Genomic DNA, 15,023 nt, shown 5'->3' with positions numbered 1-15,023 from the left:
TTTTATTTTCCAAATGGTTTACTTATTAAGATAAGAGAGGGTAATAGAGTTAATACTGAGATCATAGCAAACAGCATGGCTATACCGGTGAACACTCCGAAATAAATTGTGGGTATAAATTTGGAAAAAACTAAAATTGAAAACCCAAACACAATAGTGATTGATGTGTTAAGTATTGCCACACCAACAGTAGAGTGACATATTTTAAGAGTTTGATTATAATCTTTATTTTTAAGAAATTCCTCTTTAAATCTGTAAATATAGTGAATACTATTATCCACAGCAATACCGATGGTAATTGCAGCAATTGTTATAGTCATCATATCTAGAGGTATTCCCAATAACCCAATAATCCCTAAAATAAAAAAAGCAGCAATAAAGTTTGGCACCACTCCTATTAAAGATAATTTAATATTTCTAAACAAAATCATAAACATTAAAAAAATTCCAATCATAACTAGTCCCAACGTAAGTATCTGTGATTTAAAAAGACTTTGAAGCAAATTGTTAAATAAAATTAAAACACCTGCAAGTTTAAATTCCTCCTTGTTTAAATTTAATTTATTTTCTAGATCATAATTTATTTGATTTATTAAATCGTTTCTTCTCAAGCCATCTTGTGAGTCAATAATTCTCAAACTTATTCTAGCCTCATTGTCTTTAATCGAGATATATGGATCTATAATATCTTTTTTTATACTTTCAGGAATTTTTGAGTATAGGACACCCATTTCTAACGTTCCTAAAGGCTTGTTGTTATTTAGTTGTGTAGCAACTTCTATAATTGAGCTAAGTGATAAAACTTTTCCAACAGCCGTTAAACTGTCCAAATAGTTGTGAACAGCTTGAATTTTATCAACCTTATCTTTGGTAAACCAGTATTTTTCATCATTTTGATTTTCATCAACCCCCCAATCTTCAAAGTCATCATCCTCAGCTGTCTTCACTTTTATTTTAGTAGGAAATTTTAATATAATTTCTAAGGGTGTAGTACCACCTAACTTTTCATCAATAAGCTTCATACCTTTATATATTTCTGTATTTTTATTAAAATAATTTATAAAACTATTTTCAACTTCAAGGCGGCTTATTCCAACAATACTTAAAATAATAACAAGACCAGTAATTACAAATATAGAATTTTTATTATTAATCGAGATTTTTCCAAAAAAAGAAGTAATTTTTGAATCGCCATCTTGTTTGATCTTTATATTATTATTAGACACAAAACCTAGGAGCGTAGGAAGTAGAGTGAATGTAATTACAAAAGATGTAATCAGTCCTAAAGTCATCATCCAGCCAAAATCAATAATGGGCTTAATGTCACTAAAAATTAAAGATAAAAAGGCACATACAGTTGTTAGAACGGTGTAAATAATTGGCCAAAACATTCTTCCAGTTGTCATTGAGATAATTTCAAAGTTACTCAAGTTTGTAAAATCATTTCTTAATTGTAAAAAACGAGTACTCATATGAATATTCATTGCCATAGTTAAGATTAACATTAGAGCTATGAAGTTTGATGAGATGACAGTAACTTTCCAACCTAAAAGACCTAGAAGACCGGTCATGATTAAAACTGAAAAGAAGCAACTACTAATTGGTATTATAATCCAAATTAATTTTCTAAATATAAACCAAAGTGTTGCGATGATAAATAAAAGAACACCTAAACCAAAAACAATTATATCGCTTTTAATAAATGACATCATGTCATCAGCAATCATTGGAATACCTCCTAGATAAATTTTTCCAATATCTTCGTAGCTTTCAATTACCTGTCTTATTTGGGTAATATTTTCATGGTTTTTTTTCTTTAAGGTGTCTTTATATATTTCTATTTCCTTTTCAGTTTTGCTCTTTATATCTTTTAGTTCATCTTTTTTAATATAAACAATCACACCACTTGTTTTACCATCTTCACTAATGACAAAATTTCTAAAGACAGGACTATTTAGTATTTCTTTAAATCCTCTCTCTGTATCTACATTTTCATCTTTTAACGTTTTAAAACTTTCTAATCTTTCTTGAACAGGAGCCTCTGAATTATTGAGTAAAGGGATATCTAATAATGTTATAACACTGTGAACCCAGTCCAAACTTTGAATTTTATATTTTAAGCTTAAAAGGTTGTTAATTGAGGATTCAGTAACCATTCCTTCATTAGGTGTATAGGTTAAAACTAAAAACTCTTTTGAGCCATACCTCTGGGTAATCTCTTTTAGATATTCAAGGTCTGGGTCTCCTTCAATTAAAAGAGTATCAGAAGAAGCATCTAACCTAAAATCTTTAGAAAAATAACCAAAACTCAATAGTGTAATTAAAAGTAATACAAAAATAGATTTGGGATTTTTTAAAACAATGTTTTGGTATAAATGAGATAGCATTTAGAACTATTTATATTGGATATTAGTTAATTTGAGTATCTTTAAATTTAGTAAACATTGCTTCAAATTCTACCATAACATTGCCAGTAGGACCGTGTCGTTGTTTTCCGATAATAAGTTCAGCCAAGTTTGAAACTTCATTCATTTTAGCTTGCCATTCTGCATGCTCTACAGTTGCAGGTCTTGGCTCTTTTCTTTCCAGGTAATATGCCTCTCTATATACAAACATCACAACATCAGCATCTTGCTCGATTGACCCAGATTCTCTTAAATCTGATAATTGTGGTTTGTGATCATCCCTTTGTTCTACTGCTCTTGATAATTGAGAAAGTGCAATCACAGGAAGTTTAAGTTCTTTTGCCATCGCCTTAAGCCCCTGAGTTATTTCAGAAATTTCTTGAACTCTACCGTCTCTATTATTTCCCGACCCTCTCATGAGCTGAATATAATCAACGACTATTAGATCTAAACCAAATAACCTTTTAATACGTCTTGCTCTGTTGCTCATTGCAGCAATACTGATAGCAGGGGTTTCATCTATATATAAAGGAAGTTCTGATATATTTTTTGAGGTTTCAATAAATTTATCAAACTGCTCATCAGAAATTCTCCCTCTTCTAATATCATTTGATTTAATTCTAGACTGTTCTGCTAAAATCCTGGTTGATAATTGTTCTGATGACATCTCTAGTGAAAAAAAAGCAACTGCAGATTTTTTTCCTTTTTCTTGTAATTTTTGAGCCGCATTAAATGCAATATTTGTGGCAAGAGCTGTCTTTCCCATAGAAGGTCTTCCTGCAATAATAATTAAATCTGAATTATGCAATCCACCCAATCTATCATCCAAATCTCTTAAACCAGTCGGCACACCTACAATTCCTTCATCGTTTCGGTAGGCAGCAGAAGCCATTTCAATAGTTTGTTTCATTGCCTCATCAAATTTAACTAATGAAGAGTTAAAAGATCCTTTTTCAGCAAGATCAAATAGTAATCTTTCTGAATTTTCAATTATATTTTGTCCGTTGACATCAAGAGCGTTTAGCTTTGCAGCATCAATTGTATTTTCAGATATTTTAATTAACTCTCTTCTTACAAACATATCGTAAATAATTCTTGAATACTCGATTGCTTGCCTTGGTGGTGTTGAAAATTTTGTAACTTTGACTAAGTATTCAGGAACATTTAGTTCATCTTTTTCATTTTCAAAATAATTTTTTAAAGTGATTGGGTTTGCAAGCATCCCTTTATAAATTAGACTTTCAATTGCTGAAAAAATACTCTGATGCATAGGGTCATAAAAGTTAATACTAGAAATAATAGTATTAATTTCATCAAATATTTCATTTTGTACTAATATTGATCCAATTACCGCTTGTTCAGCTTCAATGTTGTTGGGGAGTTCTTTAAAGGTGTCCTTAACAATACTTAGATTATTTTCCATAAATAAATCTTAACCGATATAAGATTTAAAAAAATAACAAATATATGCTGGGGAAAAAATTGTATAATTACTGAATAGTTTCTGCTGTAACTACATTAACAGTAATTTCAGAGTCTATTTCAGAGTGTAAAATAATTTTTACTTTAAATTTACCAAGTGATTTAATTTCAGTTATTGGTTGTATCATTGAAGGTTTAATATCCAATTTATCATTTTCTTGTATTAATTTTGAAATTTCTGTTGGCTTAACTGAACCGTAAAGTTCTTTGTTTTCTGTGCTTAATTTTTTAATTTCATATTCTTTATTATTGATTTGTTCTGAAATTTTTTGCGCTTCTTTTTTTTTTTCATCATCTTTCTTTCCTAGCTCAGATTTAATTTTTTCAACCTCAGCAATATTTTCTTTTGAAGCATAAAGAGCTTTTTTGTTTGAGATTAGATAGTTTCTAGCAAAACCTCTTTTAACATCTATGATTTCCCCAATAGACCCAATTCTTCTTAAATTTTCTAAAAGTATAACTTTCATTTAAATCAATGCCAAGTTTCTAGCTCTCTTAATAGACAATGAAAGCTCTCTTTGTTTTTTTTGTGAAACATTTGTAATTCTTGAAGGTAAAATTTTACCATTCTCAGACATATATTTTTTTAATAATCTTATATTTTTATAATCAACTTCTGGTGCACCTTTAACTGAAAGTGGGCAAGATTTTTTGAACTTATATTTGTTAGGCTGGAATATGCTTAATTTTGCAAAGTTACTTTGGCTACCTTTTTTCTTATTTCCTGCTCTTTTTTTTGATGGCATAATTAATCTCTATTATAATCTTTTTTGTATTCCTTTTTTTCGTACTCATCTTTTTTTGAAAAATATTTTGCTTCTAAATCGAATTTTTTAACTCTAACAGTCATATATCTTAAAAGATTTTTATCAATAATTTCATTTTTTTCTAATTCATCAATAATTTTTCCAGAACCTTTAATCTTAAAGTGCATGTAGATGCCTTTTTTATTTTTTTTAATAGCATATGCCAAATTTAACAAACCCCAATCTTCAGTTTGTACTATTTCACCATCATTTTTCTCTACTATTTTAGAATATTTCTCAGTTAATTGTTTAACCTGAGCAGGACTGGTATCTTGTCTAGCAACTATAGTGTGTTCGTATAAATTCATAATTGTTCTTTAATAAAAAGTGAGGATATACTATTATAACAATTGAATTACAACACTTAAAACCACAATAAAGTTTAAATAATTAAATGTTTTCTGTTATTTTCCCTGGTCAAGGCTCACAATTAGTTGGAATGGGTAAAGACTTTTACAATAAATATACCCTAGTTAAAGATTTATTCAAAGAAGCTGATGACACGCTTGATTTTCCGTTATCAAACCTTATTCTTAACGGACCTAAAGAAGACCTAAATTTAACTGAAAATACTCAACCTGCTATATTTTTAATAAGTTATTCAATATTTAAATTAATTAAAGAAGAATTTGATATTAACCTAAATAAAGCAAATTTTTTTGCCGGGCATTCTTTGGGGGAGTATTCAGCGTTAGCCTCAGCTGGAGTATTATCATTTTCGCATACTTTAAAAATATTAAAAATTAGAGGAAAGGCCATGCAAAACTCTGTTCCAAAAGGAGTGGGTGGGATGGTTGCAGTTTTAGGTTCTGAAATCGAAACAATTGAAAATTTTATTAGTGAAAATAAAACTAAATATGAATGTTATATTGCAAATGATAATTCTGCAGGTCAAATAGTACTAAGTGGCAATATTGAAGATCTAGAAAAAATGATGGTTGATTTAAAATCTGCCAATATTAAAAATATTAAACTTCCTGTAAGTGCACCATTTCATTGTAAATTAATGAACAAAGCAACACTTGTCATGAATGAAGAGATTGAAAAGTTAAATTTTAAAGAACCTGAAAATATTTTAATTTCGAATGTAACTGGAAAAGAAATAAGTAATTCAAATGAGTTGAAAGATTTATTGGTTAAACAAATTGAAAGTAGAGTTCGTTGGAGAGAAAGCGTTTTACTAATGATTAATAAAGGAATTAATCAATTTATAGAAATAGGACCGGGTAAAGTTTTATCTGGTTTAATCAAAAGAATTGATAAAAATGTTAAAGTTAGTGCAATAAACACAGAAGAGGATATAAAGTTGATTAATATTGATGAGTAGTTTAAAAAATAAAAATATTATAATTACTGGTGCATCGGGTGGTATAGGCAACTCAATAGTCGAAAAACTGCACGAGAATGGGGCTAATATTTTAGCCACAGGTACAAGAATTGAAAAGCTAGAAGAACTAAAGGTAAAATTTAATGATATTAAAATACTCAAGTTTGACATCTCTCAGCATGAAAAAATTGAAGAGTTTATAAATAATGCAACTGAAGAGTTAGGTGGATCACTTGATTGTATAATCAACAATGCTGGTATTACAAAAGATAACTTAACAATTAGAATGAGCTTAGAGGAGTGGACTAAAGTCATAAACATAAATTTAACCTCAACATTTTTAATGTGTAAATATTCCATTAAAAAGATGCTTAAAAGTAAGTCTGGAAAAATTATTAATATTACATCGGTGGTTGGGCACACAGGAAATGCCGGTCAAGCAAACTACACAGCTTCAAAAGCAGGCATTGTTGCTATGTCTAAAAGTCTTGCTATTGAATATGCAAAAAAAAATATAAATGTGAATTGCATATCTCCTGGCTTTATAAGTACCGCTATGACAGATCGGATTGATGAAAAACATAAAGAGGCAATTATAGCCAAAATTCCATCTAATAGACTAGGAAAACCAGAGGATATTGCAAAAGCTGTAAATTTCTTAAGTTCAGATCAGTCAGACTATATTAATGGCGAAACATTACATGTTAATGGAGGCATGTATTTGGGTTGACAAAACTACTTTTTGAACTAATAACGAAATATAACAAAAAGGAACATTATGTCAGAAGATATTTCAAACAAAGTTAAAAAAATTGTAGCAGACCATCTGGGTATAGATGAAGCTAAAGTATTAGATGATTCAAGTTTTATAGATGATCTTGGAGCAGATAGTTTAGACACCGTTGAATTAGTGATGGCTTTTGAAGAAGAATTTGGTTCAGAAATTTCAGATAGTGAAGCTGAAAAAATTCTTACTGTAGGTGATGCTGTTAATTTTATAGCAGGCAAAGCAAATTAGAAATTTAAAATGTCCGTAAAAAAAGATGGGATAATGGTGATTTTATCATCCCCATCTGGGGCAGGTAAAACCACTTTAGTAAAACTGCTATCTAAAGATAAAAACTTTCATATATCAATATCTCACACAACTCGAAAAGCAAGACCTAGTGAAGTTGCAGATAAAGATTATTATTTTGTCAAGTATGAAAAATTTGAGAGGCTGATTAAAAATGAAGAATTTCTGGAGTATGCAAGAGTTTTTAATCACCTTTATGGAACAACAAGAACACCTGTTATAGAGAAATTAGAAAAAGGCGAGAATGTAATATTTGATATTGATTGGCAGGGTGCAGATCAAATTAAAAATAAAAAATTAAATTATAAGTTAATTACTTTTTTTATACTTCCACCAAGTAAAAAAGTTTTGTTTGAAAGACTCTCTAATAGAGATATGAAAGATAAGCTAATTGTAGACGAGAGAATGAAAGAATTCAGCAGAGATGTTTTACACTGGATAAACTATGATTATGTAATTATAAATGACAATCTTGACGAGTGTTATTCTAAAATTAGCAATTTAATTGATGCAGAAATTAATAATGGCTCAAAAGATTATGACAAAGAATATATTAGAAAACATATAAATAAATTAACGTCTTAAATTCTCATATTCCTTAACAAGTTTGAAGTATATTTCAGGTTCAAGATTTTGAGGTCTAAGATTAAGATCAATATTAAATTTATCTGCAACTTCTTTTGCATTGGTAAAAACCTGATTAAAAGGTTTTTTAAGCATTTTTCTTCTTTGACTAAAAAAAACTCTAGTAATCATTTCAAGATTTTTTGCATCTTTTAGTTCAAAAATATTATTTCTAGGGGTGAATAGCAGTAGTGTACTATCAACCTTTGGTCTTGGAGAAAAACTTTGAGGTTTAATGTCTATTATTTTTTTGATATTTAATTTCCAGTTTGATAAAATAGATAACCTTCCATATTTTGAGGTATTAGATTCTGCAATAATTCTTTCAGCCACTTCCTTTTGAAACATTAGCACTAAGCTTTCAAACCAAATTTTTATATTTAGATTTGTTATCCATTTTGAAAGAATTTCAGTTGAAATATTATAAGGCAAATTTCCAAATACAGTCAGCTTTTCATTAGAAATTTTATCTTCAGATATTTTCAAAACATCATCATTAATAATTTTAATTTCATCAGAAAATTTATCTTGCAATAATAGAGCTAGCTCGTCATCTTTTTCAATTACATAAACTTTTGATGGGTTTTTTTTTAGAAGAAAAGAGGTTAAATTTCCACTACCAGGACCTATTTCTAAAACTTCTTTATTTGCAATGTCAACTGTATCAGCGATCAACTCTAGCACATTACGATCTATTAAAAAATTTTGCCCTAAGCTTTTTTTGGGTCTAATAAACATTTATTTATCTAAAAATTTTAAAGCTTTCATTAAACTTGTGGGGTCAGATAAATTCTTACCTAGCATAGAAGAATTTGGGCCATGATCTGGTGAAATACGCACAAATGGTAAGCCCAGAGTTATATTAATTGCATCAAAGCCAAATAATGCTTTCAATGGAGTGAGGACTTGATCATGATACATTCCAATAATTACATCAAACTTTTTAAAGTGTTCTTTTATGAAAATAGTATCAGCAGGAAATGGCCCTTCAACTCTAAATTTTTGATTTTTTAGTTTTTTAATTGCAGGAATAATTGAAGTGTTCTCTTCAGATTTTTTAAAATTACTTTCGCAATGTGGATTTAACCCCGTTATTGCAATTTTTGGTTTTTTCTTAAAATTTTTTTTATAAAATTCAGTAATAAGTTCAACATGAGTATATATTTTTTTTTTTGAGATATGTTTATGCACATCTTTTAAAGCAAGATGTGTTGTAATTGGACTTACTGATAATTTTTTATTAAAAATTAACATAGCAATATTATTATTTTTTCTTGTTTTTTTTGCTAAATATTCAGTCATACCTAAAGTTTTTCCTTTTAAAAAATGTTTTTTCGAAATAGGCCCATTTATTAACTTGGAGAAGTTATTTTTTACTATAATTTTTAGAGCAACATCAAAAGTTTCTTCTATATAATCATTAGATTTATTTGAAATATCTTCAAAACAATTTTTAAATTTGTATTTTACATTAATTAAATTAATCATTTTATTATTTAATTTTTTAAAGTTATTAAAGTTTTTATCAATAGTATTAATTTTATAAAAAAAACCTAACTTTATCATCTGTTTTTCAAGCAATTCTTTTGATCCAATAATTATCAAGGGACTTTTGTATCTATTTTTTTTTATACTTTTAAAAAAAATTTCAAAGAAAATACTGTTAGGTTCACCAGCTACAATAATTATGGGTTCTTTATTCATTAAAGTCTAGATTTTTTTTAATTTTATTAAAATAAATTATAGAGTACTGATTAAGCTGCTTGTTTCTCTCATAATCTATAGCCTTTTTTAATTCTATATCGTAGTCAATTTTTAAGGTTGATTTTTTAACTTCGTTAATTTTTAACACCAGAATAGCATTAGGTAAAATTATTGGCTGTGTAAGATTGTCTTTCATTTTTTCAATATTTTTAAGTATATCCTCACTAAGAGATTTTTCATTAACCCATCCTATATTTCCACCTGTTTTAGCTGAAGCAGAAATGCTAAATAAAGATACAGTATTTTCAAAACCAATATCTTTTATACTTTTTTTAATTTCAATAAATTTTTTATTAATTTCTTTTTTATTTTTGACCTCATAGACAATTTCAGAAAGTAAAAAATCTCTTGTAGTTTGCTGGTTTGTTAAATCTATTTTATTTTTTATTTTTTTTTCGTTAATTTCTATTTTAGCAGAGTATTTTCTAAATATTAGATCATTCCAAAGTGCATTAATTGTAATTTTTTCGATAATGCTCTTAAGTTTTAAATCATATTTTTTCAGATATTCTATGAATTGATCTTTATTATCTAATTCTAATTTTAAATATATATTTCTTATTAAAATATCTTCATATTTTTGATCTATTTTTAAATTTTCAAAATTTTCCATTATTTCAATTTTCTTAATTTTATCCCTAATTAGAGACTCCTTAGATATTAAAAATGCCTTATCTTTATCTAAATCTTTTAATCTGTTGTTTAGTACTAACAGATACTTAAATTCATTTTTTAAATCAATATTAGTGATAATTTCGTTTTGTATCTTATAAATTATTTTTGACTCTATTGAGTAAGTAAAATTAAAAAAGAATATAGATATTATTATATAGCAAAATATTTTCATTATTTTTATTTTAAAATCATTTTATCAGGCGAAAAAGTTGCAAGTGGAATAAGCGTAATAGAAAAAAATAACTCCTCCACCGGTTTTATGTCCGCATCATTATAAAATTTTTTTTTATATTGAATACCTGCAATTAAACAGTCATTTTTATATTGATATATTAAATCATAATATTCTGTTAAGTTTAGATTTCTATTTCTTCTTGTGCTAAAAGATAATGAATTTGTATCATCAAAATTATATTTAGTTTTATTTTCAAGTACATCTGCATTTCCCAAGACGCCTCTTTCTTGCAAGAAATTAAATTGTGTTCTGAAGTTATGAAAATCAAATATCGTATCTAATGAACTATACTCAATTGTATTTAGATCGTCTTTAATTGAAAAATCATAGTTCATAGAAAATATATTATTTACCTTGTAGTTTAATTGACCAAAGATGTTTGATTTTTTTTTATTTAAAGTGCTATTTTGTGGTATACTGGATTCTTCTTCATTTCTAAAAACAGTAGCCATTTTTAATTCTAGGAAATCTTCAATCTCCTTAATATCATTTGTAGAAGTAATTTTATTCTTTTTAAAATCAAAACCAATTGTTAGAGAATCTCCTCCCTCTAATGAATTGTCTAACGCCAATCTATTATGATTGTAAATATTATTTATATCTATTTTTCTTTCTAACGTATTATTATTCTTCACATTATGCGGATTAAATTTAAAAGATAATTTTGGTATAAAAAAATTTATACTTTTTTCATTATTCTTCATTAGTGGTAACGAAGTGTTAAAAATATAAGAAGTCATTAGATTGGAATGGGCACTATTTTTGTATGAAGTACTTTTCTTTCCAAGTGTATTTATGTTTTTTATTGAAATACCATAGTTACTTTTTATACCTGTATCAAAGTATTTATTATAAGAATTAAATTGCAGATCATTAGAAATAACAGTTGCAAGATTATTTGTTGAAGTCAGCGTGTTACTTCCGCTTGTATTGAAATTAAAACTGCCATTTATATTTTGGATATTAAAATCTTTAATAAAATTGTAATTAGGTAATACGTGCTGATATCGATCATTATTTAAGCCAGCTAAAGTTTCATATTGTTCAAGACTTGTGGTAAAATAGTAGTCTTCACTTTCTAGCTCTAATTTTACTATTGATTCAAGCACGTCATTATCACCGTCGATTAAAGGTGATGTCAAGTTAAACAGCTTTAAATAATTATCATTGGAAACTTTTTCAAATTGTATATCAAGCGTGCTAGTTAGAAATTTTTCTAAGTTAAGATCTACAAAACTTTTTAAAAAAAAATGGGTTCTGTTATCTTTTTTATCATCTAAACTTGAATCATGTCCTTTAGCAAAACTAAAATCCACTACAGAGAGCGAATTTTTAGATTTTTGTCTAAATTCATTTTGTAGCACAAATTTATCAGCTCCAAATATTCGAGGTTTTACGGTTATATCCCTGTCATCAGACATAACGTGGAAATAAGGAGTATAAATAGAACTGCCTAAATTACCCGAACTTCCAAGTGCTGGCTTTAAAAATCCAGACTGTCTTGTTACACTAGGGTCTGGGTGAAAGAACTTAGGAAAATAAGCAACAGGAAAATCATAAATTTCTAGCCAGGCATCTTTGTAAATAATTTGTTTTTTTATTTTATCATGCCTTATTTTTTTTGATTTAATTTTCCAAGGTGGGCATTTATCATTCTTTTTACAAGAAGTAAAAATACCCTGTTCAAAATAAGTATTAAATTCATCACCGTAAGCAGTAGCTGCATTTAACCGTGGGTCATTTTCTTTATCACCAAATAATGATTTATTAAATTTTGCCTTAACGTCTTTAGATAAAAATTTATTATTTTTTAAATCAATAAATGCTGTTTCAAAAAAATATTCATTACTATCTTGCTCTAAATAATTTGTAATAATTTCAACATTTTTTCCTTTTAGTATCTCTTTATTTATTGAGTATTCAAATTCATTAAGATTATAGAGGTTATTGATTTTATCACTAATCATAGTTTGCTTTAAAGAAGACAATAAGAGCTTATCTCTAAGTAAAATAATATTAGAACCGTTGATGGTATATTTTTTTTCAATAATAATTTTTGTTTTACCTACTGTAAAAATTTTTTCTTCATCTTTTAAGTAAACAATATTATCTGCATCAATTATTATATCATTTATAGTATCTATTAATTTAACATTCCCAAACGCTTCTAGTTGATTAATTTTTTTTTGATATTTAAAATTATCTGAAATTAATTTAATTCCATTATTAGTAATTATATCCCCTCTTTTAATTCCTTTGTAAATATTACCATTATTTGTAATTTCTATTTCTGAGACCTGAAAAGTAAATTCTTCAGCAAACAATTGGTTAAAATAACAAAGATTTAAAAACAGAGAAAATATAGTTATATAAAATTTATTTTTCATTTATTTTTATTATAGAAGTGATATTTATTATTGATAATATAATTAATGGAAGAAAAATCGACAAAGCTAAAGGTATTTTTTCACTTGTACCCAATATATTAAAGAAATAATTTATATAATAAATAATTACAGACAAGAGGATACCAAAAATAATTCTAAATAATAAATTTCTCCTATAACCAATATTAAACATAATTATTGAAGATAGCACAACTAGCAATGTTAAATAAAAAGGGTAAGAAATTATTTTGTATAAGTGGGAATTGATTTCAATTATTGAATAATTTAAAGACTGATAGCTACTTCGAAGTTCAAAAAGTTCAATAATTGAAAGTGTAGATAACTGTGAAAATAAACTGTTAATTTTTTCAAGATCAAAATTTGAATTTAATTTAATACTATCAAGTGTGAATGTTTTGTTCTGAATGGATATTTTTGGCATTAAAACTAACCACTCTTTATTAGAAATGTTAACTTTTTTACTTTGAATTATTCTAACCAATTCATATTTTTTATCTAATTGTGTTATCAAAACATCCAATAAAAAAGAGCCATCTATTTTTTTTGCATTTATGATGTTTATTCCTTCCTTTTTTTCATCTCTAATCCATAAGCCATTTTCAGTTATTACTGCTAGATACTTATTGTCATTAGAATAATTATTTTTAATTTCAATATAAGTTTTTTTTAACACTGAAGAGAAATTATAAAAAAAGATTATACAAATAAAACCAAAAATTAGTGAGAAAATTGAAATTAATTTAATCAGGGTGTAGTTAGTAACACCTGAATATTTGAAAATTTCAAGCTCGTTATTATCTATAAGTTTAATAAATATGATTTGTGTTGATATCATAAATATAAAAGGCAATAGTTCAAAAATAATAGAAGGAGTGTTTAATAGTGATAAAAATATTGGAAAATAAAAATCTACATCAATTTTTTTAAAAAAATCTATTTGTTCAATAATATTTATTATCAAAATAATTCCAAAAAAAACCAAAAATACTTTAGAAAATGAATTACTAAATAGTTTTAATAAATATTTATTATATGTTTTCATTAAATTTTAAAGTTTAGTTTATTTATTAAAAGAAAGTACAGAAGTGCTGAGAGTGCAAAGGGTAAAATTATAAAAAACAAATTATGCAAAAGATTTGCTCCAATAAATTTTAATGATATTTCTAAAAAAAGAATTAAAAGAAACCCATAAGCATAAATTTTAAATTTATAAAACCTAAATGTACTTTCATGTTTTGATTTTATTATCAAAAAAAGTGATATCATTACTAATATTGTGCAATAAAGAGGTGTTATAATTCTTCCATAAATTTCTTTATAGATATTTTCCAAATTCCCCAACCTACAGTTACTAATATTATTCACAGCGTTGTGGGTTTTTTTTTTATTCTTAACTTTATTTAAAAGTACTGCACAGGCTATCAAATGTTTGGTTGAGTTTTCTTGAGTTTTTATAGTTGAAATAGTCTTTGTTTCTATTTGTGAAAAATTAAAATCAGTTTTAGAAAACTTAAATTGAGAAATGCTTTCATTTTTTTTTGTTATTGTTTTTCCATCATATAAAACTAAAATTTTTTTACCGTTTCTAGTCTGGAGCTCTCCATTTTTGGCATATGTAATTTGAAAATCATTATTTTCTTTATCATCTTTTAGAAAAATATTTACAAGAACTCCATCTGGTGTTTTTTTGTCAAAATATATAGTTAAATTTTTTATAACATCTATAAATTTTTTAGGCTTTAAAACTGATTCAAAAAAATCTAGATCAGAAGTTCTGATGAAGGATCTTCCCTTATCTAGTGCTGTTGGGACCACAATAGAGCTTAAGAGTAAATTCAAAATTATAAAGAGAAGTGATATTTTTATAAAATAATGTATAAATGTTTTTTTATGAACTCCAAAGTTCCAAAATATAACAAGTTCATTTTTTTTTTCGTAGCTTAATAATGTGTATGTAAAAGAAAAAAAAAGAGTAAATGGCAGAATCTTATCAAATATTTTAGGAAAGCTTAACAGGGTGTATTTTAAATAAACTATAAAACCATGACCGTCTTCTATTACGATATCTAGATAATTAACAGCCTGTAACACCCAGATTATCAATGATATAGTGAACGTAGAAAGTAAGAAAAATTTGAAACAATCTAATCCTATTTTATTTAAAATAATTTTTTTCATTGAAATATGATAATTTTGCTCATATATAGCACTCAACTCGTAGA

General features: G+C 26.5%; 15 protein-coding genes. 4 read left to right on the top strand and 11 right to left on the bottom strand.

Features of this window, described 5'->3' with window-relative positions:
- Window positions 1-2: 2 nt before the first annotated feature.
- The 5 genes from ABXT65_RS04795 to rpsF form a co-directional block, all read right to left on the bottom strand.
- Window positions 3-2,387 (bottom strand): efflux RND transporter permease subunit, encoded by a 2,385-nt coding sequence (locus ABXT65_RS04795; protein WP_415322646.1) that lies wholly within the window; start codon window positions 2,385-2,387, stop codon window positions 3-5.
- A gap of 22 nt (window positions 2,388-2,409) precedes the next feature.
- A complete protein-coding gene (locus ABXT65_RS04790) occupies window positions 2,410-3,828 on the bottom strand; it encodes a replicative DNA helicase (protein WP_415322644.1) in 1,419 nt (472 codons plus the stop codon).
- A gap of 67 nt (window positions 3,829-3,895) precedes the next feature.
- A complete protein-coding gene (gene rplI, locus ABXT65_RS04785; RefSeq protein ID WP_415322642.1) occupies window positions 3,896-4,354 on the bottom strand; it encodes a 50S ribosomal protein L9 in 459 nt (152 codons plus the stop codon).
- Window positions 4,355-4,633: a 30S ribosomal protein S18 gene (gene rpsR / locus ABXT65_RS04780; RefSeq protein ID WP_415276086.1), complete on the bottom strand. Its 279-nt coding sequence runs from the start codon at window positions 4,631-4,633 to the stop codon at window positions 4,355-4,357. It lies immediately after the preceding gene.
- A gap of 2 nt (window positions 4,634-4,635) precedes the next feature.
- Entirely contained in the window at window positions 4,636-5,001 is a 366-nt protein-coding gene (rpsF, locus tag ABXT65_RS04775) for a 30S ribosomal protein S6 (protein ID WP_415322640.1), read from the bottom strand.
- A gap of 86 nt (window positions 5,002-5,087) precedes the next feature.
- On the opposite strand from rpsF, the gene fabD reads away from it, so the two are divergent.
- From fabD to gmk, 4 genes are read left to right on the top strand one after another with little or no spacing between them, the layout of a single operon-like run.
- Window positions 5,088-6,020, top strand: coding sequence for an ACP S-malonyltransferase (fabD, locus tag ABXT65_RS04770; protein WP_415322638.1), 933 nt, complete (start codon window positions 5,088-5,090; stop codon window positions 6,018-6,020).
- Window positions 6,013-6,750: a 3-oxoacyl-[acyl-carrier-protein] reductase gene (fabG, locus tag ABXT65_RS04765; protein ID WP_415322636.1), complete on the top strand. Its 738-nt coding sequence runs from the start codon at window positions 6,013-6,015 to the stop codon at window positions 6,748-6,750. The genes fabD and fabG overlap by 8 nt, the downstream gene beginning before the upstream one ends.
- Window positions 6,751-6,798: 48 nt before the next feature.
- Window positions 6,799-7,038 carry an acyl carrier protein gene (locus ABXT65_RS04760; protein WP_415290920.1) on the top strand — a complete coding sequence of 80 codons (240 nt, stop codon included), beginning with the start codon at window positions 6,799-6,801 and terminating at the stop codon, window positions 7,036-7,038.
- A gap of 9 nt (window positions 7,039-7,047) precedes the next feature.
- Window positions 7,048-7,680 (top strand): guanylate kinase, encoded by a 633-nt coding sequence (gmk, locus tag ABXT65_RS04755; protein WP_415322634.1) that lies wholly within the window; start codon window positions 7,048-7,050, stop codon window positions 7,678-7,680.
- Here the strand turns inward: gmk and rsmA are convergent.
- Genes rsmA through ABXT65_RS04725 form a run of 6 tightly spaced genes read right to left on the bottom strand, consistent with a single transcriptional unit; the run spans window position 7,669 to window position 14,979 of the window.
- Window positions 7,669-8,457: a 16S rRNA (adenine(1518)-N(6)/adenine(1519)-N(6))-dimethyltransferase RsmA gene (rsmA, locus tag ABXT65_RS04750; RefSeq protein ID WP_415322632.1), complete on the bottom strand. Its 789-nt coding sequence runs from the start codon at window positions 8,455-8,457 to the stop codon at window positions 7,669-7,671. The two genes, gmk and rsmA, sit on opposite strands and share 12 nt — an antisense overlap.
- The gene (locus ABXT65_RS04745; protein WP_415322630.1) at window positions 8,458-9,423 is read right to left on the bottom strand and encodes a 4-hydroxythreonine-4-phosphate dehydrogenase PdxA; all 966 of its coding nucleotides are present in this window, start codon (window positions 9,421-9,423) and stop codon (window positions 8,458-8,460) included.
- A complete protein-coding gene (locus ABXT65_RS04740) occupies window positions 9,416-10,330 on the bottom strand; it encodes a peptidylprolyl isomerase (protein WP_415322628.1) in 915 nt (304 codons plus the stop codon). Before ABXT65_RS04740 ends, ABXT65_RS04745 begins: the two co-directional genes overlap by 8 nt.
- Window positions 10,331-10,335: 5 nt before the next feature.
- A complete protein-coding gene (locus ABXT65_RS04735; RefSeq protein ID WP_415322626.1) occupies window positions 10,336-12,780 on the bottom strand; it encodes an LPS-assembly protein LptD in 2,445 nt (814 codons plus the stop codon).
- Window positions 12,770-13,843, bottom strand: a complete 1,074-nt coding sequence (locus ABXT65_RS04730) for an LptF/LptG family permease (RefSeq protein WP_415322624.1) — start codon at window positions 13,841-13,843, stop codon at window positions 12,770-12,772. Before ABXT65_RS04730 ends, ABXT65_RS04735 begins: the two co-directional genes overlap by 11 nt.
- A complete protein-coding gene (locus ABXT65_RS04725) occupies window positions 13,843-14,979 on the bottom strand; it encodes an LptF/LptG family permease (protein ID WP_415322622.1) in 1,137 nt (378 codons plus the stop codon). Before ABXT65_RS04725 ends, ABXT65_RS04730 begins: the two co-directional genes overlap by 1 nt.
- Window positions 14,980-15,023 lie beyond the last annotated feature (44 nt).

The sequence above is a fragment of the Candidatus Pelagibacter sp. Uisw_127 genome, assembly GCF_047722515.1.
GTDB lineage: Bacteria > Pseudomonadota > Alphaproteobacteria > Pelagibacterales > Pelagibacteraceae > Pelagibacter.
The sequence above is the reverse complement of the archived record's forward strand: the minus strand, read 5'-3'. Positions and strand labels throughout refer to the sequence as shown.